A 21,124-nucleotide genomic window follows, 5' to 3' on the forward strand; every position below is an offset into this window, starting at 1 on the left:
TTTTTGGTCTATATCTATTGATTGATTAATAAATGGTGTTGGTGTCCCAAAAAGTAATTTCTTCTGGAATAACGGGTTTACTTTTGGGGAGCCATGGAAGCGCATGAAGCCCAAAAGGAAAGCTGTCATGGTTGTTGCTGCTTTAGCAGCTTACAAACATGATATACTTGGGCGTTATTTGCCCACAGTGCTTCATTTTAGGCTACAAGCAAACCCTATTCCGCCAGAAATTCCAGGTAAGTGATCAAACTGATCTATTAACACCTAAAATATTAACTTCATATCGATTGTTTCAAAAATGGTATTAGTGTTCCAAAAGTAATTTCTTTTGGAATAACGGATTTGCTTGTGGAGAGCCATGGAAACGCCTGAAGCCTGAAAGAAGGTCTTCAGGTTTTCAAGCCTCAAATAAAGCTTAATCGCTGAAGCGTTAAAGCTCTATAATTCGCATTGAATTCTCTACATGGCTACAAGCAATTCCTATTCCGCCAGAAATTCCAGGTAAGTGATCAAACTAATTTCAGTTGAGCATTTTGATAAAAAAAGTTAAAGGTATTATAAATGCAGTCTCATTTTCTAACGGCGAAGCTACTTTTAAAATCACTAGTTAAATAGGAAAAGAGGCTTGGATTTATGTCCAAGCCTCTTCTTGTGCTATTAAATGCCACTAGTCGTATCTACTTTTTGGTTTAACATTTCTTCGAATAAAGTGCTATAAATGGATGTTCCTTCCCCATTCAATGATTTACCAGTTTCATTCAATGTGTTTTCCAATGCTATACCATCTGTTTCAAGTTTTTTCAGATAGCTTTTATGAAGATCAAAAACAGTCCATTCATTCTCTTCAACGGTTGCTACCATTTCATTTAGATAAGAAGTGTAATCCAAAGTTCTTGAATTATTATTTCCTCTTTCACTACTGCTAGGATTGGGTGTCACAAAAATAACTAATGCTTCTGGTAAGACATCTTTGATTGCAGCATAATTCATAGCTAGATACTCGCTTGAATCATCTAAACTGATGTCTTTTTCTTGATCAGCATATGGCGTCACTTGAAAAAATACAACGTTTGGATTCGTTTTTGCTAACTCAGTTACTTTATTCTCACTTATTAACTGATAAGAATTATAAGTTGGATAAGCCAAACGATTGCTGTTTATTTTGCTGGCTATTTGTTCATCTATGTACTCTTCTGTTGCAGCTATCCACGGCTCTTCTTGTGCTATATCGCCATAAAAGCTAATAGAAACTTCTTCTTTCAGAGAACCGATATATTTTAAGTAATCCAATACTGATAACGCTCCACGACTTTCTTCATAATCCGTCATTTGTTGGGAATCATCTTCTTGGATTTCCACTTTCTCTTTTTTATTCGTTTGTTCTGCAACCATTTCTAGCTCTTGTTGTTGTTGTTTTGAGTAACTCATACCAAACAAGACAACTCCTACTGCTAAAATCATTAGTAGAAAAACAGCAAATCCACTTTTTTTAGACAACTTTCTCACTCCTCAGGACTAATAATCATTTTTTACCTCGAATGATTTCATTCGTTATTCAATTATCCATTATTTTACCATACATTTGTTAAAATCCACTACTCTTTTTCTGTAAAATAGTAAAGGGACTCCAATAAATTGGAACCCCTTTACTATTTTACTATCTATTTTTGGAGAACTGACTTTCATCTTATCCAGTAGAAGCTCATTTTTTATGCGATAACTGTTGATAGCGTTTATACCATAAGTCAACGTACTCTTTTGAAAAAGGACCTTTTTCTTCATTGATCCAATCCACTAAAATTTTCACGTTTTCTTTTAAAATATGGTCAATATCATCAGGATAATCCCACTTTTTGCTATGATCTTCATACTCATCTACATCCAACAAGCGTTTTTCGCCATCTGGAAAGACTTTGATATCTAAATCATAGTCTATATACTTCAAGCCTTCTTCATCTAATGCAAAAGGCGAAGCAAGATTACAATAGTAAGAAACACCATTATCTCTTATCATTGCAATGATATTAAACCAATAATGCTTATGAAAGTAAACAATCGCTGGTTCTCGAGTTAACCATCTTCGGCCATCCGATTCCGTTACAAGAGTATGATCATTTACTCCTATTAACGATTGATCACTTGTCTTAAGTACCATTGTATCTCTCCAAGTGCGATGTAAACTGCCATCATGTTTATAGCTATGGATCGTGATGTATTCTCCTTCTTTTGGAATATGCATCTCTAACCCAACTTTCTTTTTCTCACGTGAAAATTGCAAGAACTTAGCAAATAATAAACCAGAGAGTGACTGAACACTCGACTCGTATTTATTATATCACAACTCTTATTATTTATAGTATAAAACCAAATAAATAATAAAAAAAACAAACAACCCATTTTTCAGTAAGTAAAAACTGAAAAAAGAGCTGCTTGCTTTTCCTTTTCTTATACAAATGGCTATTTTTTGAATTTAGACAAGTAACTTTGCCACATTTTAGTTTGTGGACCTGGAAATACGTATTGATCAAAGTCAGAAGGCTCTACCCAATAACAATTTTCAGGAATATTTATTGGTTCTTCTACTCTTATTTGACCATAATAAACAGCTACAAACCATTTCAGGTGACTAAAAATATGTTGGACTTCCTCAAATGGTGCTTCCATAAGAGTCGGTCTGATCCCATACTTGCTCCCTAGTTCAAGCATAACATTTTTCATCACTTTTTCAGTAAGTTCTTCATCCTTTAACTGAGTCAATGTTCCTATTGCAATACCTGTTTCTTGGATCACCAATTCTTCCTCAATCAATGGAAAGGTCCACATATTAGCCAACAAGCCTTGCATAGGACGTTTTTCTAGCAAGAAAGCGCCTGTGCTGTTTTTAATGATCGCCCCCACATAATAAACTGGTTTGGCTTTTTTCTTTTTACTTTTCACAGGAAATTTATCCCATGTGCCCTTTAAATACGACTGATTAAATTCTTTGATTGGGCTTGATTCTGGATGATAATTTTTAGGTGTACAGATGCTTGAACCTAGATCCATAAAAGCTTGATTAAAATCTCCTGGTTTATATGGATCGATCAGCTCTCGCATAATACCCTCAAAAATTTTACGATTACCTGGTTTTGCAATATCCGCATCAATTTCAAATAAGCGACTTAATACACGCATTACATTTCCATCAACAGCTGGCTCGGGCAAGCCGAATGCCATACTGGCGATTGCTCCTGCTGTATAAGGACCGATCCCTTTTAATTTAATGATTTCCTTAGGATCGACAGGCATTTTCCCATCATAATTTTCCATGATTTGTTGCGCTGCAGTTTGCATATTGCGAACGCGTGAATAATACCCTAAACCCTCCCAAGCCTTTAGCAGCACATCTTCGTTTGCATCTGCTAAGCCTTTGATCGTTGGAAAAGTTTTCATGAAATTCAAGTAATAGGGAATGACCGTGTCTACTCTTGTTTGCTGTAGCATGATCTCAGATACCCAAATACGATAAGGATCATTATTTTTTCGCCAAGGCAGCTCTCGTTTTTCTAAATCGTACCAGCTAAGAAGTGTTTCCCGGAATCGTTCGATTTTTTCTTGAGGCCACATAGGTATATCAAAAATCAACTTTTGCTTTTTTTCGGTTACATTTGATTCGATTTGTGTCATTCTTCTTCGTCTTCCATTTCTTTTTCATTAATAAATTGCGAGATCAGCTCACCAGCAAAACCTTTTTGGAACAATCCACTTTTAACTTTTTGAATCTTTTTAGCTCCCTTTAATTTGGATTGCTTACGCCAAATTTTATCGCCTTGTACTTTCAATGCACTGTATTCATCGTCTTCTTCTTTTTCTGTTGAGATTTGTTCAAGTACTTGAGTGATCACATCAGATTGAAACCCTTTTTGCATCAGATTTTGACGGATCTTATTGCTAGTTTCTCTGGATGATTGTCTTGTGGACCGTCGCATCACTTTTTCGGCTAACGCGACTCCATTTTCTACCATTTGATCAAATGGGTATTGTTCCAATGCTTCTTCAATTATTTCATCATTAACTCCACGTTTTTTCAATTCTCTTTTTATCACGTAAGGCCCCTTTCCGCTAACATTTGCAGCGGTTCTTGTGTAACTTTCAGCGTACATCAAATCATTTAAATAACCTTGTTCTTTTAATTGCTCAACAACTTGATCAGCTGTTTCACGAGTAAATTCATGGGCGATCAAATCATCTTTGATTTCTTTTATTGAACGCATAGAATAATTTAGATAGACGAGTGATCTTACATAAGCTTTGCGGTACCCATCTTCAATTTCTAGCTCTTGACGGTAGGCATCTGAGACTTCCATTCCTTTATGCAAAATATGTTTAATTAAAATGGTTTCATCAACAGGAAAAGCATATTCTTCATCTAAGTAAATATTGTAGCGCCCTTTCCTTTTTTGCGCTTCAATTTTTGTGATTTTAGGTAATGCTGATGTTGAAGCTTTTTTTTTACTATTTGGTTCATATATCATAGCCTCACACTCCTACTTCAGTCTCACTAGTATAGCATAAACCAAAGACAAACACATGTTCGAAATTCGAATATTGTTGCTTTTCAAAAAAAAAACGATACTGACCTAAGTCAGAGTCGCTTTTACTTTTAGTTATTTTTTATCAGTGCTTTGGGAAATTTCTTTCTGGATCATTTCTTGGCTGACCTGCTAACGTGCTGCCATCAAATCTTGGTAGATCTAATTCCTCTTGGTTTGTTGAACTAGGCCCACTTAATTCATTATTTGGTAAATTTTTGTCTAGTGGTGTGCCTTGTAATGGATTAACATCAGGATCATATTCTTGGTATTTTAATGGATCGACTGTAGGAGTAACTTCGTCTTTAGTTTCATCTCGATTATCTTGCAATCTAGGTTTATTGTCAATTCCAATAGATTCTTCTATAATCTTGTCGTCTTTGGTCATTTTAGGTTCATTCATCTTTAACACACTCCGTCTCTTAATATCATTCTTTTATCGATCCTTTTATTCCTCATTATCGAACCGAGGAATAGAATAATTTAGTTTTATTCCTCTAAATCAACCGTAACAAATGAAAACCAAATTTTCAAAATAGACGACTTGGATTCGCCCTTCAAGTTTCAAAGCTAAAAAGAGGTTGAGAGAAAATAATCTCAACCTCTTTCAGCTTTATTTGTTTTCTTCTTCATCTTGTTGGATCGATTTTCCACCAGCTTCTTCGTATCCATCGCTGTAATAAGCATCACTTTCTGGTTGATTAGCATTTTGCTCTGGCTTTGTCTCATCCAATTTTCCAGTTCCATTTATATGTGCAGCTTTTGAAGAAGAATTTCCGCCATCAATGACTCCTTTGCTGATATTATTAGGATAAGCATGCTCTTGATCTTCAGCTACTACAGTAGATTCATCCCCCGTTAATTCAGGAGCTGCTTCATCTGTTGGACTGATCTCTTTATCTGAAGTTGAAGGCTTTTTATCGGGAGCTGTAAAAGCATCTCCTTCGATATCTTCTCTAGAAGATTGAGCTTTAGTAGGATCAAATTGTTCTTCCTCACCAGGAGTCGGTTCCATTTCTTCTTTTATAGAAACTTCAGTTGGGTTTTTAATTGCAACAGTTTCATCGTTAACCTCATCAGTCCCTTTAAGCACATCTTCAGTCACGCGAGATAAACGGTGGGTCTTAGTTGGCCCTGCACTATTGACGAGAATGACGATTTCACCTTTTTCTAATGCTTCTGTATAATGATCTCCTGGATCTTCTTCAATACCGTAATCCTCTAATGGGTTAGAAGGTTCATCCGAATTGTAGCGTCCAAAACTAAAGGTTTCTTTCAATTTTTCCCATAATGACAATCCCTCATTAGGATCTACTGCATCCACCTCAACGATCGTTAAGTCTTCTAACTCACTTTCATTCTTCTCGTTTGTTACGATAATGATTTCTTCAGCTACATAACCTTCGTTGATCAAACGTTCGACCGCACTTACGGTTTCTTCTTTTGACAAATATGTTCCTTCTACTTTTCTATCCATTAAATCCACACTCCATTTCGTATTTGTATTACTGAAATTTTTAAATTCCCATTGCCTTGCCCCTGGTTTTAAGAGCTTTTTCAGAAGCCTTGATTTATATTCATAATAGCAAAATTTCATACTGCAAGCAAAGAAGAAGCCTTTGTTTGTAGTATGAAATAAGTACAACTTTTTTATTGGATGAAAAATTCTTCGTCAACAACAATCTCAATAGTAGAGTGAGTCACATTCGCATCTTTGATTAAGTAGCGAATGTCTTCTTTAACTTGTTCTTGTTTTTGGGTATCCTCTGAGTCGAGATAGACTGTAACTACCAGAGCATTTTCTTCTCCATCGATCGACCACATATGCAAATGTGAAACGGCATGAACATCTGGAATGAGCTTTATTTTATCTTCTAATGCTTTCATGTCAACTCCTGTTGGTACAACCTCAAGAAAAACTGCTGCACTTTCTAAAAAATTTGGAATGGCTTTCGATAAAATATAACTCGCTATTACTAGTGATAAGATTGGGTCTAAAATAAACCAATTGGTATACTCTAACGCGATGCTGACAATTAAAACACCTACCCAACCTAAAACATCTTCTAACATATGCAAGTTGAGTACTTTTTCATTTTTCGATGTACCCTTGCTGATCAACCATGCGGCATAACCATTGATTCCAATTGCTACTATTGAAAGCCAGAACATCCCTCTTGAATTGACAGGCTGAGGATCAAACAACAATGGAATACTATTCATGATAACTAAAATAGATCCCCCTATCAAGATGATCGAGGTGATCAATGCACCCAGAAGTGAAAAACGCCTATGCCCAAAACTGTACCGCTCATTCGCTTCTTTCGCAGAAAATTTTTGAAAAAATAAAGCTGATCCGATAGACAAAGAATCGCCTAAATCATGGACGGCATCAGATAAGATAGCTGCACTATTAAACAGGGCTCCCAAAATAAATTCAACTACTGAAAATGTCAGATTTAAAATAAAAACAAATTTTATATTTTTGACTGCTTTACTACTGCCCGTAACAGGATGATCATGAGAATGATGATGATGATGATGCTTTTTTGTGATTTCTCTTACTGAATGGTGTTGGTCCTGTTCCGTTTCAAAACCCGATTTCCGGTCGCTTGCATTATTTTCTAAAATTTGTATTTTATCAGATAATAAAATCTTTTTTACAGCTTTGAGATCGATTTCTTCTGGAAGATATATCTGACTAGTAGCATAATTTAAACGGATAGTATCACCATTTTTTAGTTGGTGCAATTTAGCTTCCATAATTTTAGTACAATTGGCACAATGTAATCCCTGAACAGTATAGTTGTTCATTTTTATTCCTCCTTATCATAAAAGCTATTGATTTTCTTCCTTTGAGTGCAAAATCACTTGTTTTAGAATACTGTAAACATGGTCATCTGTTTGACTGTAAAGCATCGTTTTTCCTACTCTTCTAGACTTTACTAAACGAGCAGCTTTCAAAAGCTTTAATTGATGAGAGATCGCAGATTGCTCAATGGATAGAATCGAAGCCAATGTTCCCACGTTTATTTCTTTACTTTCTAATAGATACAGGATTGAAAGTCGCGTAGGATCACTTAATACTTTAAAAATTTTGCTAACCGTTGCAAGAGTCTCGTCATCTAGCAATACATCTTTATCGTTATTTAACATATACTGTATTCTCCTTTCATATCCATTTATATTCATATGAACATTTTATCATATGTGGAATAATAAAAAAAGTCGGAATCTTTCTTCCGACGGTTTAACTTTCTTAAAGGGTCACTCAATTTCATCCGTTTCACTTATGATCGTCTCATCTTTTTTGTTTTGCTTGGTAGATTCTATTGTAAACATGATCTCATCTTTTTGTTCTTCTAAATACACTTTATTGTTGATAAATTCAGCAACTTTAAGAACGACTTTTTGACTGTAAAAATCAACAGCAAATGCAATAAGTTTATCCGCCTCTAAATGATATTTATTCATATGATGAGTCAGTGTATAGTTATATTGAATATTGTCTCCTTTGATCAAATCGTTTTTTATTAGGTCTAATATTTGCAAATAACTATAATTTTTATTCGTTACAGTTGTCGGAGGATTGACCAACTTAAAGTTCATATCAGCCGATTCAACATTCCCATTCCGCTTTTCATTTGTTGCAATGACGATTTCGCTTGGATTATTTTCAATCAATCCTAGCTTATGCAAGTAAGCTTCACCTGTTAAATAGCCATAGACATTCCCTATTTTATCCTCTACATAAGTTCTCTCGATCAACTCGACACTATCAATACCTGATTCTTCTGTCTGCTCTGTGTCGTCACGATAATAGACACCCGTTCCAAAACGCTTTAAACATTTGTCTTTTTTTACCATTCTCATTAAAATTACATTCACATTTTTTCTTATTTGTTGGTGCTCTTTATCTTTGTCAACATGCTCCTCTATGTATTGCATAATATCAGAAATGAAGATTGGGCTGCCAATTTTTTGACTCAAAATATACTGTTGCACTAGTTTCTTTAAATTCATAAGGACCTCCATATTCATTCGTCTGATTTAAAAATCATAATCGCTATAAAAATCCTAAATAAAGAACGCTTTTTTTATTTTACATAAACAAATTGCATTCTGCAAGAAAAAGTAGCTTTTATTCATTTGAAAATGTAAGCAGAATGTCATTTAAACTAGGATGTTCCTCACCTAAGAGTGCTGTTAAGGACTGCTTTTTTATGATTGTTTTAAGATCATTGCACTGGCTTCGGATGAAAAGTGCATATCGTCTTAGTGTTAATTGGTCAATTTGGTTGAGGAATAGTCCTGTTTCTTTAAAATAAAACAGATTTTGTCCAGTGTTTTTATCAAGTATCATTTCTTCTGCAAATAACTTTTGACAAAAACTTAATGCGGTTCCTTTTCTTGCTTGACTCAAAAAACACGTTCGTTTAGTCATTACACTGATATTTGACTGGTTCTTAAAATATAAACGGATAGTATTTGACTGCTCGACCACTTCATATCGACTGACATGATGCAACGAAAACCAGCTGCTAGTTCCCTTCAATGAACTTTTTTCAGGTATAAAGACTAATTCGCCTAATACGTAAGGGATTTTATAATGAAAGCCCATCGATTGGCCAATCAATCGGATTTTCTCATATGGAACACCTTTATGATCAATAAAGCGTTGCATTAGATCCTTTGACGTTTCTTTGGTCTTAAGCGGGTATAGATTAGACTGAAAAACGATCGTATTGAATGGTGTTGATGAATGATGACTAATATCCATTACATAAAAAGTGTGGTAATCGAGCAGAATTTGATTTTGCTCGATACTCCTTTTCAACCATTCCTCTATCGTATTTGTTGTTGCGCTCATTTTCTCTGTTATGTCTGTCATAATAGTATCAACTAATTCTTCTTCTTCAAAATAATCTTCTTGTAAACGATTCTCTCTTTGATGCTGCAATTCTTCTAATAAATTACAAATTATATCCTCTACTTCACGGTTCCAAGTCATTTTATTGAAAAAACAGTTATCTTGAATAAAGTAATCTTTCAAGCATGCATCCTCACTTCCATCACCCTTTTTTTAATATATAACAATTGTAATCGTTATCAAAATAAAAAGCACTATCATTTGGTTGAATTCAAAAAAAATTTATCGATTTTGTGTTATTTTCTTCACTTTTCCAATACTAGGTAACACTCTTTGCTTTCTAAACGTTATTAAAAGTGTAAGACGTCATGACAAAAAACTTACACAGCAACTTATTTTACAAGGAGGAATTAATTATGCAAAAAGAATGGACAAAAGGGTCAATCGAAGTACATTTTGAAGATGCCGTAAATGAAAAAATACTATCACGCGGCTATTCTAATACGATCAACAATGTCACACCTGAACAAGTTGAAGGATTTACAGCTGCTTTAGAATCTTTAACTAGTTTCCCTTATTTAGAAACAGTCATGGTTGAAGAATATACCTATACTCGTTAAGCACTAAAAGCACGTTATCTTTACTCAGTTTGACCATTAAAGGAGGAAAATAGTATGGCAAAATCACTAGAATTAAGATTTGGAACAAGTTTAGGAAAAACAAAAACGATGAGCGTGAAAGATCCGATCCTTAACTTAACAACAGAAAAAGCTCAGCAAGCAATGAATTCCATCATCTCATTAAATATGTTTCAAATCGAAGGTGCTAATCCCTACGCTACTGTGGTAGGTGCTCGCTACGTTGAGCGAGTCGTAGATGATATCTTTGAAGCAGAATAGAACTTGACAAAAGTTAGATAGACTAATTATTCGAATATACAAATGGGATGAGACAAAAGTCTTATCCCATTTTATTTTTCAAAGGAGGAATACAAATGAAGTATCTAATTGAACAGCAACTATTGCCGATCACTCAAAAAGAATTGATCAGTACCAGTCTAATCATCGCTCATGAATCTGGCAACGCCAAAAATAGTGGTCCGCTTTCTTTAGAAAACGAGGTAGCTTATATGAAACGACAAGCTCAAGCAAATGGCGCCTTCACAAGTCATTGGGTCGGTGGCGGCGGAAGGATCATCCAAATTGCTCAGTCAGGAAAAATGCAATATGGTGCAGGGAAATATGCAAATCCACATGCATACGCCCAAGTAGAGTTAGCTCGGACATCAAACCTGGATTGGTTCCAAAAAGATTATCAAGCTTATATTTGGCTTTTACAAAAGCTGGCAGCTGAAGCTGGTATCCCTAACACGTTAAATTCCGGTACTACTCTCGCTTCTAAAGGTATCAAAACCCACCATTGGATTTCTAGTAATTTAGGAGGCACTACCCACACAGATCCTGATGCTTACCTTTCGCAGCAGAATATTTCACTTGAACAATTTTCCAAAGATCTGGCTTTTACCGATCAAACTACCCCTATACCTATTCCCAACTCTTCTGAGCCGCATCATTTGTACCACAATGTTTTAAAAGGCGATTCTTTATGGGGTATCGCCAAAAAGTATCATACTACCCTTACTTGGCTAAAAATGATCAACAACTTGTCCTCTGAAACGATACTGATTGGCCAAAGACTGATCATTTCGATAGAACAACCAAAAGCAGCTGCACCCTCTCAAATCGAACTGATCAAACTAGTTCAAAAAAAACTTGGCATCAAGCAAGATGGACTCTTTGGATCAGTAACAAAACAAGCCTTAATAAAACTAGTCCAAAAAGAAGCTGGTTCCAAAACAGATGGCCTTTGGGGGCCTAAAACGGCTTCTAAAATGAGGATCCTAAAAAGTGGATCTACCGGATGGGATGTCTATGCCGTCCAAGTCTTTTTATTAAGCAAAAAAAACTACTTGATGGGTAATCCAGATAATTTTTTTGGATCTAAAACAGTTCAAGCAGTCAAAAAATTCCAAACCGCTTATGACCTTCTATCTGACGGCATTGTCGGTCCAAAAACATATCAAAAATTATTTTCCTGAATATTTTAGCCATATGGGTTTAGAAAATTCACAGAACTGATACCTTAAAATATGGTATACTAGCATTCGAAAAGAAACCAGAAAAGGACATCGGTCTTTGATAGGAGTGTGACCGTTATATGGAAGGGGAAAATAAAGCTGTGATTGTTTTAGCTGGTATGATTGGTGCTGGTAAAAGTACCTATACAAAATTTATTTCAGACGCATTAGGAAGTGAACCTTTCTATGAAAGTGTCGATGATAATCGGATTTTAGAAAAATTTTATGAAAATCCTGAACGATGGGCTTTTTCCTTACAGATTTATTTTTTGAATACTCGTTTCAGAAGTATAAAAGAAGCTTTTAAACACGAAAATAATGTATTAGATCGTTCTATTTATGAAGATGCTTTATTCACTCGTATCAATTATGAAGAAGGAAACATGAGCGATGCCGAGATGGATACTTATTTAGACTTATTGGACAACATGATGGAAGAACTTGACAATATGCCTAAAAAATCTCCAGATCTTTTGATCTATTTACGCGGTTCATTAGATACTGTTTTAAACAGGATCGAAAAACGTGGCCGTACTTTTGAACAAATTGATGGAAACAAAGGTTTATTAGACTATTATACTCATCTTCACGGTCAATATGACGGCTGGTTTAACGAGTATGATAAAAGTGAAACGCTCATTATTGATATCAATCAGTATGACTTAGAGAAATTAGAGGATGCTGAAAAGGTGATCAACATGGTTACCGAAAAATTAGCAGAAGTTCGAAATAAAGCGTCTATCAAATGAAAAACAGAGGTCGAGAATCTTTAGCTCGACCCCTGTTTTTTTGTACTTAGTTGGATATTCCAGACTACCTCAAAAATTTGGACAAAAGGAAATAAAAACCCGATTTTTTATACGGCGACTTCTACTCTGATTTTTTTTGTTACATTAGAGTAACCTTCATTTGTATTCGATTACAAAAAATATAACATTGCTTATAGCAACACATTATTTATCAAAAGTATCGCTAACCCTTCCCTGTTGATTAAAATCGGTTGACATTGTCCTTAAAAATACTATTTTCCAACTGATATAGACCATTAGACCATTTTACACAAATTCGTTGACATTTCTTTTTCATTCCTTTATTATTAACCTGCTTGACAGATTAATAACTTTTTTGATGTCTATACCAATTTTAATTACACAAAAAAATCAACCTAGGTATTCTTTAATTCCTGGATGATGAAATTAAAGAAGTTAACTTCACTATGAAAGACTATAAAAAAACGAAAGTAGGAATTTAAAAATGTGCGGAATCGTAGGCTATATTGGAAGACAAGATGCAAAAGATATTTTATTACATGGGCTTGAAATGTTAGAATACCGTGGATATGACTCTGCTGGTATTTATGTAATGGATGATAAAAATGTAGGTCATTTATTCAAAGAAAAAGGACGTATTGCTGCTTTAAGAGAAAAAGTAGACCATAACGTTCCTGCAAAAACAGGTATTGGACATACTCGATGGGCTACTCATGGCGTACCAAGTATCGAAAATGCTCACCCTCATCAATCAACTAGCGGTCGTTTCTCAATCGTGCATAACGGAGTAATTGAAAACTACAAGGCTGTAAGAGATGCTTTCCTTACAGATAGTATGTTACACAGTGATACAGATACTGAAATTATTGTTCAATTGATCGCATGGTATGCTGAAGAAGAAGGTCTAGATACTATTGATGCTTTCAAAAAAGCAATCGTTGCTTTAAAAGGTTCTTATGCCCTAGCTTTAATTGATAATGAAAAACCCGATGTCATTTTTGCAGCTAAAAATAAAAGCCCTTTATTATTAGGTACCGGAGACGGCTTTAATGTTATCTGTAGCGATGCTATGGCAATGATCAAAGAAACAAATCAATTTATCGAACTAATGGATGGCGAAATTGCCACTTTAACAGTAGACGACATCAAAATTGAAACATTAGCTGGTGATGTGATCATTCGTACTCCGTACACTGCTTTGTTAGATCTAAATGATTTAAGCAAAGGTACTTACCCTCACTACATGATAAAAGAAATTGATGAACAACCTGCCGTTATTCGTAAAATCGTTCAAAATTATCAAAATGATAATGGTGAGTTAGAGATCGATGCTGCTATTCTTGAAGAAATGACAGCTAGTGACCGTATTTATATCGTGGCTTGTGGTACAAGTTACAATGCTGGTTGGGTCGGCAAACAGATTATTGAAAACTTAACAAATATTCCAACAGAAGTTCATATATCTAGCGAATTCGGCTACAATATGCCTTTATTAACGGAAAAACCATTCTTCATTTTCTTATCTCAAAGTGGAGAAACAGCCGACAGCCGTCAGGTACTAGTAAAAATCAATGCTTTGGGCCACCCTTCTCTAACCTTAACAAATGCACCAGGATCTACTCTTTCTAGAGAAGCAAAATATACCTTGTTATTACATGCAGGTCCAGAAATTGCTGTTGCTTCAACAAAAGCTTATACAGCACAAATTGCCGTTCTTGCTATACTTGGAGAACTTGCAGGCCGCAGAAAAGGGTTTGCTCTTGATTTAGACATTGCACACGAATTAGGTATTGCAGCTACAGCAATTGAATCGATCATTGATGAAAAAGAAGTTTTCGAGCAATTATCGGTTACACATTTAAGTACTAGCCGTAACGCTTTTTACATTGGACGCAGTATTGATTACTATGTTGTGATGGAAGCTGCTCTTAAATTAAAAGAAGTTTCATATGTTCAAACTGAAGGCTTCGCAGCTGGAGAATTAAAACACGGAACGATCGCATTGATTGAAGAAGGTACTCCTGTTATTTCGATCATTACTGATCCAACAACAGCTGGCCATACTCGTGGAAATGCACAAGAAGTTATCTCTCGTGGCGCACACAGCATGATCATTTCTTTAGATGGTTTAGACCAACCTGAGGATGCTTATGTATTGCCAAAAGTACACCACCTATTGACTCCGTTAGTGAGTGTAGTACCAACTCAATTGATTGCTTACTATACAAGTTTACACCGTGGAAACGACGTTGATAAACCAAGAAACTTAGCTAAGAGTGTAACAGTCGAATAAAACTTGATCTATTCAAAAGCCCTCAAAACTATGAAGAATTTCCTTCATAAATTGAGGGCTTTTTTTTTGGTTATAATTTGAGTTGCCCGAACTGAAGCTCGTCACACTTACTCAACCTAAAAGGATCTTTGAGTTACTCGAACTGAGGCTCGTTACCGTAACTCAAATGAAAAGCGCCTTTGTGTTACCCGAACTGAGGCTCGTTATTGTAACTCAAATCAAAAGTACCTAGTGAGTTACTCGAACTCAGGCTCGTTACCGCAACTCAAGTGAAAAGCACCTAGTGAGTTGCTCGAACCAAGGCTCGTTACCGCAACTCAAGTGAAAAGCACCTAGTGAGTTGCTCGAACCAAGGCTCGTTACCGCAACTCAAGTGAAAAGCACCTAGTGAGTTGCTCGAACCAAGGCTCGTTACCGCAACTCAAGTGAAAAGCACCTAGTGAGTTACTCGAACTAAGGCTCGTTTACCCTACTCAACCTAAAAAGCATCTCTGAGTTGCTCGAACCAAGGCTCGTTTACCCTACTCAACCTAAAAAGCACCTAGTGAGTTACTCGAACTAAGGCTCGTTTACCCTACTCAACCTAAAAAGCATCTCTGAGTTGCTCGAACCAAGGCTCGTTACGCTTACTTAAATGCAAATGGCAAATGCTAAATGCAATTTTCAGACTGCTTCTATCCATACACAGCCAATTGTTTGTGATGCTGGTATAATTGCTTTATATCTCCCGTGATTATCATACGCTTTAAAAAACAGCTTCCCCTCCTCATTGTATCCATAAGCGTAAACGACTAGCCAATGGTTTTTATAAGGGCTGCCAAATAAAGTTGCTGTGCCGACTGCAACTGGGATAGGATTCTTTCTGTTTAATAGAGCCACTACTTTTCGTTCAGGAACAAAGTGCATTTTTACTTTAAAATCCTGGTTTCCTTTTAATACCCAATTCAAACCATGCCAAACATCCCAAGGAAAAGTACCTTTGTAAACAAAGGTATCATCAATGATCATCTTTAATCCGGTGATCAATTTTTCTTTAGATAAATCGATCCCGTACTTTTGGTTAAAAGCATCATGTAAGATCACTGCACCTACATAAGTACCACATATTCCTGGTTTAACAGCATTGATCCAAGTTCTGTATTTTCTAAAACGAGCTGGTTTAAGCCCAATCCAACTCACTGGATAAGCATTTTCCATTTGCTTAGACATGTTATCACCCTTCATATATCTGCCATCTTTTCCTTTACTATTATTTAAATACAAAAAAGCTTGTAAGTAAAGGGTTTCCTTTGCTTATAAGCTATTAGCTCATTGCTTCATATGTGGATAGGTAACCCCATTGCTAATTCAGCTGTATCCATTACTGATTCTGCAATTGATGGATGTGCGTGGATCGTTAATGAAATATCTTCGGCAACCATTTCTAACTCAATAGCTAATGCTAATTCAGCAATAACATCTCCAGCACTTACACCAACAACTTGCGCTCCAGCAATTTTACCTGTTTTTTCTTCGATGATCATGCGAACAAATCCTTCATTTGCATTTAGAGATAGTGCACGACCATTACCTGCTAACGAAAATTTACTGACTTTGTAGTCTTTATTGCCTCTCACTTCGTCTGCTGCTAAGCCAACTTTTGCGACTTCAGGTTCAGTATAAGTAGCAATCGGCAACGTTTTATAATTCACCACTGCTTCTTTACCCGAAATAACTTCTGCCACGACTTTTGCATCATGACTTGCTTTATGCGCAAATGCTGGACCTGGAGTGATATCACCAATAGCATAAATGCCTTCTACATTAGTTTTCAATGAAGCATCCACATCAATTCTGCCGTTTTCTAATCGTTTAACACCAGCTGCTTCTAAATTTAATTTAGTTGTATTAGGCACTCGACCTGCCGAAACTAAAACAAAGTCAGCTTTAACTGTTTCTTCTTTATCGTCTTTTATATAATTAATCGTCACTGTTTCGTCTGTTTGTACCGACTTAGTGATCTTAACGCTTTCTATAACATCAACACGCTTTTCTGCATAATTTTTCTTAACTAATTTCACTATATCCCCATCAAAAAAATTGATGATACTAGCTTCCTTTTCAAGAATCGTTACTTTAGAACCAAAATTACTGAAGGCAAATGCTAATTGACTAGCAATATACCCACCACCGACGATCACTAAATGTTTGGGAATTTCTTTTATACTTAATCCGCCAGTTGTATCTAAAACGCGTCCGCCCATTGGAATTTCAAAAATTTCAAGTGGTGAACTTCCTGTAGCAATCACCACATTTTTGAACGCGATATCTTGAGAACCATCTTTCGCTTCAACGGTCAAATGATTTCTATTCATGAATACAGCTGTTCCGCGAATAATTTCTACTTTATTTTTTTTTAATAAAGCTTCAGTACCACTTGTTAGCCTATTTACTACTTTAGTCTCTTTCCATTTTTGCATTTTTATAATATCAAACGAAACCTTTGAAGCTATGACACCAAATGTTTCAGAATGCTGTATATTATAAAAGTGATGTCCAGCAGTGATCAATGCTTTAGAAGGAATACAACCGACATTTAAACATACCCCACCGATAAATTCTTTTTCAATGATGGTTACTTTTTGTCCTAATTGTGCTGCTCTGATTGCCGCAACATAGCCTCCTGGGCCAGCTCCAATTATAACGGTTTCTTTTTGATTAGTTGCCAAAATAGTTCAACCCCTCTTTTATTTTTATCCATAGGCATAAGGCTTGAAAAACTGGGTATGCTAACGTTTTCATTGTATTTTGATATAAAAAAATTATAGTTACAGTTGATCAAATGTATCAGCCACTCTTCATTTTCCAGATATTAAAATAAATATGTGTCATACTTCTAGCCATGATACAAGATGTTTTAACTTTCTGACTTCTCAGCTCATCTAATGAAAAATGATATAGAATTTGCCTTGCTTCATCAATTAGCTGACGATTTTGCTTTTCCTCATCTAAGAGATGCATCAATAATTGAATCGAATAATTGACATGCTGTTCTTTTATGATAGAGACATCAAAATTGTTTACATCCTTTGTTAACTCAATGACTTTCAACAGTCCTTTTGGTCCAGAAAGTTTTTCTTTTGTAAGCCCGTTAAAAAAAGATGCATGCTTATAAGCAATATAGTGATAATGTAAATTAGGATCGTAAATAATTTTTTCACTTTTTAAAATACATTGGACTGACATCACTAAATCCCCAAAAGTATCCAGTGTTAAATCAAATTCAATAACAGGTTCAGACCGGAATAAATCTATGGTATACAGTTTGTTACATAAAAAACTTTTGAGCTGAAATTGATCAATGATCTTATTTAAGGCCGTTTCTTTTGCCCAAATAACTGTTTCCGAAGATTCAATTATCTCTTTTTTATTTATAGTTAACTCTTCTCCATAATTAGCTATTACCATATCTGCTTTGTTTCTAATGATCGTTAAGATTAATTTTTCAAACATGAGCCCATCCATCCGATCAACCGGATCAATAAAACTAATAAATTCTCCTTTAGCCATCCCTAGCCCAATATTTAAGGCTTCAGAAATATTTCCAACTTTTTTATGGAGTACTTTAAATCGGGAATCAACTCGTGCAAAGCGGTCGCATATCGCACCACTCTTATCTGAGGATCCTTCATTGATTAAAATGATTTCAATATTCCGATACGATTGGAATCTCAAACTATTCAAACAGTGGCTTAATACATTTTCAACATTGTGAACAGGAACAATAATAGATAACATCAACTGTTCCTCCTTCCCAGACAGCATCATGGATCGTCAGTCTACTACATGTTTTTCCCTTCCTGATTTAGCTGTTTCGTCTATCGATTATTGCTTTAAGCTGCTTTTTGATGAGCCTTAGCAAATGAAATCAATTGATCTTTTAATGAAGCTTCCGTGCATCCTTCAACTGTTTTCAAAAATAACATTACTTCTTCTATAGAACGTTTTGCAGCTTTTCCTACGAATATTTTATCATATACTTTTTCACCAGTATTTTCACTAGCAATCAGTAATTCTTCATATAGCTTTTCTCCTGGGCGAATACCTGTTTCAATTACTTGAATCTCATCATTACTAAAACCACTTAATTTAATTACTTTTTTAGCTAAGTCAACAATTTTAACGGGTTGTCCCATATCTAAGACAAAGATTTCTCCACCTTTTGCTAAAGTTCCAGCTTGGATCACTAAACGGCTAGCTTCTGGAATAGTCATAAAGTAGCGTGTCATCCTAAAGTCGGTTACCGTTACAGGTCCTCCAGCTTTAATTTGCTCTTTAAAAAGGGGAACCACACTGCCACGACTGCCAAGCACATTTCCAAAACGAACAGCAGCAAAATTCGTTTTGCCTTCTTCATTCAAGCTAGTCACGATCATCTCAGCGATCCGTTTGGTTGCACCCATAACATTCGGAGGATTAACGGCTTTGTCAGTCGAAATCATGATAAAAGTACCAACTCCAGCTGTTTTAGCTGCTTCAGCTATATTTTTTGTGCCAAAAACATTGTTTCTTACTGCTTCAAATGTATTCAATTCCATCATTGGTACATGTTTGTGAGCAGCTGCATGATAAACGATATCAGGTTTATAGATTTCCATAATATCAAACATTCTTTGTCTATTTTGAACATCTGCTATAACAGGAGTGATCTCGATTTTTCCGACAAATTTTTTATTCAATTCACGATGGATCTGGTAGATCGAATTTTCACCATGACCTAATAAAATGATTTTTTTAGGTGAAAAATCAGCAATGATTCGACAAATTTCTGAGCCAATAGATCCACCAGCCCCGCTAACTAAAATCGTCTTGCCAATTAGATCTTCCGAAATTTGTTTTGTATCTAACGTTACTTCATCCCTGCCCAACAAGTCGACAACGTCAATTTCTCTGAAGCGGCTGACCGTAAGTTTCCCATTCATCACATCTTCGATCGACGGCATCAAGTTCACCGGGAGATCGATCTCATTACAAATTTCTAAGATTTTTTCAAGTTGTTTGGGTTTTAGAGAAGGAATAGCAATTGTTATTTGTTCAATATCTAATTTTTTTGTAAACAGTGGGATATCGATGATATTTCCCAAAATAGGGATATTATAGAGCCTCATTCCATGTTTAGTTTTATCATCATCCACGATGCCCACCACTTTTATCTCTGTTGAATTTTTTTGAATATTTTTTATAAATAAATTCCCGCCATCTCCAGCACCAACGACTAATGTGCGAATTTCATTTGCCAATTTTTTTTCTGGAGAGGTAGTTGTCTTATACTCATGGAAAATTCTAAAAACGATGTGCCCACTACTAACAAGTAACAAAGAAATAAGATAGACTAACAAGATATACCTAAAACTCATTTCATCTAACAACAAAATGGATAAAGTTGTCGTCACACCGAAAGATATGGTTATCGAAATAAAAATAATCAGCATGTCCTTGATGCTTGTGTAGCGGTAAAGGGTAGCACATATCCCTGAATAACTGGCCAAAACACTGTAACCTGCTATCCCAAAAACTATCATGAACACATAAGAGAATACCGGGAGGGCAACATAAGGATTAAGAAAGAAATAAGCTATCACACCTGCTAAAAGGATCACTAAACTATCTAAGAGCATATAAAAACCTTTTTTGTTCAGAATTGTTCGAACCATTTCGATCACCCCTATTATTTTTTACGTTCATTGATATTAATAATTGACTTGATTTCCCTCGCTGCCCTTATCGAATACCATCTGGTTCTTTTTCTTTAGCATAATAACCGTATTTCATACCTTTTATTCGTTCTTTACTGTTGAATATTGCACCTAAAACATTCGCATGTACTAAGTTCAATAGCTCTTTAGCTTTTAAAATATCGCTTAAATCAGCAACTTCTTTGCGAATGACAAATACCGTTCCATCTGTTTTGTTTCCCATAACTTGTGCGTCGGTCACGATATTAATAGGCGGTAAATCAAAAATAATTAAATCATAATCATTTTTTACGGCTTCAATAAATTGGGTCATCCGTCGAGAAGCCAGCAATTCTGAAGGATTTGGGGGTATGATCCCACTAGTCAATAGTACTAAATTTTCTTGACCAGTTCTGTGCACAATATCACTTAGTTGTCTATTCTTAGCGGTCAAAATACTAGTTAGACCTTGCTGATTGCGTACTTTAAATAGTTTATGAAGGGAAGGATTCCGCATATCTGCATCTACAAGAAGTACTTTATCCCCCTGAGAAGCAAAGATAACCGCTAAATTTGCTGCAATTGTCGATTTTCCTTCTCCTTGTCTTGAAGAAGTGACCATTAAGGTTTTTAATTCTTTATCGATCATAGAAAACTGGATATTGGTTCTAAGTGTTCGAAATTCTTCTGAAATAAAAGAGGAAGGATCTTTTAACGTGATCAAACTTTTTCCTTCGTATTGGTTGTTATTTATTGTTTTTTTAAACAT

21 protein-coding genes are annotated in these 21,124 nt (G+C 35.5%); 6 read left to right on the forward strand and 15 right to left on the reverse strand.

Annotation, left to right across the window (positions count from 1 at the left end):
• Positions 1-103: 103 nt before the first annotated feature.
• The gene (locus BR50_RS12695) at positions 104-244 is read left to right on the forward strand and encodes a hypothetical protein (protein WP_156097496.1); all 141 of its coding nucleotides are present in this window, start codon (positions 104-106) and stop codon (positions 242-244) included.
• 413 nt (positions 245-657) lie between these two features.
• Here the strand turns inward: BR50_RS12695 and BR50_RS00770 are convergent, their stop codons facing one another.
• The 10 genes from BR50_RS00770 to BR50_RS00815 all read right to left on the reverse strand — a co-directional run bounded on the left by BR50_RS00770 (position 658) and on the right by BR50_RS00815 (position 9,624).
• The gene (locus tag BR50_RS00770; RefSeq protein WP_034545180.1) at positions 658-1,497 is read right to left on the reverse strand and encodes an SGNH/GDSL hydrolase family protein; all 840 of its coding nucleotides are present in this window, start codon (positions 1,495-1,497) and stop codon (positions 658-660) included.
• 205 nt (positions 1,498-1,702) lie between these two features.
• Entirely contained in the window at positions 1,703-2,239 is a 537-nt protein-coding gene (gene ntdP / locus BR50_RS00775; protein WP_034545182.1) for a nucleoside tri-diphosphate phosphatase, read from the reverse strand.
• Between the two features lie 218 nt (positions 2,240-2,457).
• Positions 2,458-3,666 (reverse strand): A/G-specific adenine glycosylase, encoded by a 1,209-nt coding sequence (mutY, locus tag BR50_RS00780; RefSeq protein WP_081884461.1) that lies wholly within the window; start codon positions 3,664-3,666, stop codon positions 2,458-2,460.
• The gene (gene recX / locus BR50_RS00785) at positions 3,663-4,514 is read right to left on the reverse strand and encodes a recombination regulator RecX (RefSeq protein WP_034545183.1); all 852 of its coding nucleotides are present in this window, start codon (positions 4,512-4,514) and stop codon (positions 3,663-3,665) included. Before recX ends, mutY begins: the two co-directional genes overlap by 4 nt.
• A gap of 142 nt (positions 4,515-4,656) precedes the next feature.
• Entirely contained in the window at positions 4,657-4,974 is a 318-nt protein-coding gene (locus tag BR50_RS00790; RefSeq protein WP_051905693.1) for a hypothetical protein, read from the reverse strand.
• Positions 4,975-5,184: 210 nt separating this feature from the next.
• Positions 5,185-6,048 carry a general stress protein gene (locus tag BR50_RS00795; RefSeq protein ID WP_034545184.1) on the reverse strand — a complete coding sequence of 288 codons (864 nt, stop codon included), beginning with the start codon at positions 6,046-6,048 and terminating at the stop codon, positions 5,185-5,187.
• 173 nt (positions 6,049-6,221) lie between these two features.
• Positions 6,222-7,385 carry a cation diffusion facilitator family transporter gene (locus tag BR50_RS00800; protein WP_245792796.1) on the reverse strand — a complete coding sequence of 388 codons (1,164 nt, stop codon included), beginning with the start codon at positions 7,383-7,385 and terminating at the stop codon, positions 6,222-6,224.
• Between the two features lie 24 nt (positions 7,386-7,409).
• Positions 7,410-7,727, reverse strand: coding sequence for an ArsR/SmtB family transcription factor (locus BR50_RS00805; RefSeq protein WP_034545185.1), 318 nt, complete (start codon positions 7,725-7,727; stop codon positions 7,410-7,412).
• A gap of 111 nt (positions 7,728-7,838) precedes the next feature.
• Positions 7,839-8,594, reverse strand: a complete 756-nt coding sequence (locus BR50_RS00810; protein ID WP_034545186.1) for a hypothetical protein — start codon at positions 8,592-8,594, stop codon at positions 7,839-7,841.
• Positions 8,595-8,712: 118 nt separating this feature from the next.
• Complete coding sequence (locus BR50_RS00815; RefSeq protein WP_034545188.1) at positions 8,713-9,624, reverse strand: competence protein ComK; 912 nt, start codon at positions 9,622-9,624, stop codon at positions 8,713-8,715.
• Between the two features lie 233 nt (positions 9,625-9,857).
• Between BR50_RS00815 and BR50_RS00820 the strand changes: the two genes are divergently transcribed.
• The 5 genes from BR50_RS00820 (at position 9,858) to glmS (ending at position 14,641) form a co-directional block, all read left to right on the forward strand.
• Complete coding sequence (locus BR50_RS00820) at positions 9,858-10,061, forward strand: DUF1659 domain-containing protein (RefSeq protein ID WP_034545190.1); 204 nt, start codon at positions 9,858-9,860, stop codon at positions 10,059-10,061.
• A gap of 54 nt (positions 10,062-10,115) precedes the next feature.
• Positions 10,116-10,340 carry a DUF2922 domain-containing protein gene (locus tag BR50_RS00825; RefSeq protein ID WP_034545192.1) on the forward strand — a complete coding sequence of 75 codons (225 nt, stop codon included), beginning with the start codon at positions 10,116-10,118 and terminating at the stop codon, positions 10,338-10,340.
• 95 nt (positions 10,341-10,435) lie between these two features.
• The gene (locus BR50_RS00830; protein ID WP_034545193.1) at positions 10,436-11,539 is read left to right on the forward strand and encodes a peptidoglycan-binding protein; all 1,104 of its coding nucleotides are present in this window, start codon (positions 10,436-10,438) and stop codon (positions 11,537-11,539) included.
• A 119-nt stretch (positions 11,540-11,658) separates the two neighbouring features.
• Positions 11,659-12,327, forward strand: coding sequence for a deoxynucleoside kinase (locus tag BR50_RS00835; RefSeq protein ID WP_034545194.1), 669 nt, complete (start codon positions 11,659-11,661; stop codon positions 12,325-12,327).
• A gap of 505 nt (positions 12,328-12,832) precedes the next feature.
• Positions 12,833-14,641 carry a glutamine--fructose-6-phosphate transaminase (isomerizing) gene (gene glmS, locus BR50_RS00840; protein WP_034545195.1) on the forward strand — a complete coding sequence of 603 codons (1,809 nt, stop codon included), beginning with the start codon at positions 12,833-12,835 and terminating at the stop codon, positions 14,639-14,641.
• 663 nt (positions 14,642-15,304) lie between these two features.
• Here the strand turns inward: glmS and BR50_RS00845 are convergent.
• The 5 genes from BR50_RS00845 to BR50_RS00865 form a co-directional block, all read right to left on the reverse strand.
• Entirely contained in the window at positions 15,305-15,850 is a 546-nt protein-coding gene (locus BR50_RS00845) for a hypothetical protein (protein WP_051905694.1), read from the reverse strand.
• A 107-nt stretch (positions 15,851-15,957) separates the two neighbouring features.
• Complete coding sequence (gene lpdA / locus BR50_RS00850) at positions 15,958-17,349, reverse strand: dihydrolipoyl dehydrogenase (RefSeq protein ID WP_034545196.1); 1,392 nt, start codon at positions 17,347-17,349, stop codon at positions 15,958-15,960.
• A gap of 118 nt (positions 17,350-17,467) precedes the next feature.
• Positions 17,468-18,418 carry a glycosyltransferase family 2 protein gene (locus BR50_RS00855; protein WP_034545198.1) on the reverse strand — a complete coding sequence of 317 codons (951 nt, stop codon included), beginning with the start codon at positions 18,416-18,418 and terminating at the stop codon, positions 17,468-17,470.
• A 95-nt stretch (positions 18,419-18,513) separates the two neighbouring features.
• On the reverse strand, positions 18,514-20,334 hold the full coding sequence (locus BR50_RS00860; RefSeq protein ID WP_051905695.1) for a polysaccharide biosynthesis protein: 1,821 nt from the start codon (positions 20,332-20,334) through the stop codon (positions 18,514-18,516).
• 67 nt (positions 20,335-20,401) lie between these two features.
• Entirely contained in the window at positions 20,402-21,124 is a 723-nt protein-coding gene (locus tag BR50_RS00865; RefSeq protein ID WP_034545201.1) for a CpsD/CapB family tyrosine-protein kinase, read from the reverse strand.

The sequence above is a fragment of the Carnobacterium alterfunditum DSM 5972 genome (assembly GCF_000744115.1).
In the GTDB taxonomy this organism is placed as follows: domain Bacteria; phylum Bacillota; class Bacilli; order Lactobacillales; family Carnobacteriaceae; genus Carnobacterium_B; species Carnobacterium_B alterfunditum.

Excerpts from the sequence above, each read along its gene's own strand:
- BR50_RS00800 (WP_245792796.1), bottom strand. The coding sequence starts at position 7,385 with ATGAACAACTATACTGTTCAGGGATTACATTGTGCCAATTGTACTAAA.
- mutY (WP_081884461.1), bottom strand. The coding sequence starts at position 3,666 with ATGACACAAATCGAATCAAATGTAACCGAAAAAAAGCAAAAGTTGATT.
- BR50_RS00790 (WP_051905693.1), bottom strand. The coding sequence starts at position 4,974 with ATGAATGAACCTAAAATGACCAAAGACGACAAGATTATAGAAGAATCT.
- BR50_RS00835 (WP_034545194.1), top strand. The coding sequence starts at position 11,659 with ATGGAAGGGGAAAATAAAGCTGTGATTGTTTTAGCTGGTATGATTGGT.
- BR50_RS00830 (WP_034545193.1), top strand. The coding sequence starts at position 10,436 with ATGAAGTATCTAATTGAACAGCAACTATTGCCGATCACTCAAAAAGAA.
- BR50_RS12695 (WP_156097496.1), top strand. The coding sequence starts at position 104 with ATGAAGCCCAAAAGGAAAGCTGTCATGGTTGTTGCTGCTTTAGCAGCT.
- BR50_RS00810 (WP_034545186.1), bottom strand. The coding sequence starts at position 8,594 with ATGAATTTAAAGAAACTAGTGCAACAGTATATTTTGAGTCAAAAAATT.
- BR50_RS00860 (WP_051905695.1), bottom strand. The coding sequence starts at position 20,334 with ATGGTTCGAACAATTCTGAACAAAAAAGGTTTTTATATGCTCTTAGAT.
- BR50_RS00795 (WP_034545184.1), bottom strand. The coding sequence starts at position 6,048 with ATGGATAGAAAAGTAGAAGGAACATATTTGTCAAAAGAAGAAACCGTA.
- BR50_RS00820 (WP_034545190.1), top strand. The coding sequence starts at position 9,858 with ATGCAAAAAGAATGGACAAAAGGGTCAATCGAAGTACATTTTGAAGAT.
- ntdP (WP_034545182.1), bottom strand. The coding sequence starts at position 2,239 with ATGCATATTCCAAAAGAAGGAGAATACATCACGATCCATAGCTATAAA.
- BR50_RS00855 (WP_034545198.1), bottom strand. The coding sequence starts at position 18,418 with ATGTTATCTATTATTGTTCCTGTTCACAATGTTGAAAATGTATTAAGC.
- BR50_RS00845 (WP_051905694.1), bottom strand. The coding sequence starts at position 15,850 with ATGTCTAAGCAAATGGAAAATGCTTATCCAGTGAGTTGGATTGGGCTT.
- BR50_RS00805 (WP_034545185.1), bottom strand. The coding sequence starts at position 7,727 with ATGTTAAATAACGATAAAGATGTATTGCTAGATGACGAGACTCTTGCA.
- recX (WP_034545183.1), bottom strand. The coding sequence starts at position 4,514 with ATGATATATGAACCAAATAGTAAAAAAAAAGCTTCAACATCAGCATTA.
- BR50_RS00865 (WP_034545201.1), bottom strand. The coding sequence starts at position 21,124 with ATGTTTAAAAAAACAATAAATAACAACCAATACGAAGGAAAAAGTTTG.
- glmS (WP_034545195.1), top strand. The coding sequence starts at position 12,833 with ATGTGCGGAATCGTAGGCTATATTGGAAGACAAGATGCAAAAGATATT.
- BR50_RS00825 (WP_034545192.1), top strand. The coding sequence starts at position 10,116 with ATGGCAAAATCACTAGAATTAAGATTTGGAACAAGTTTAGGAAAAACA.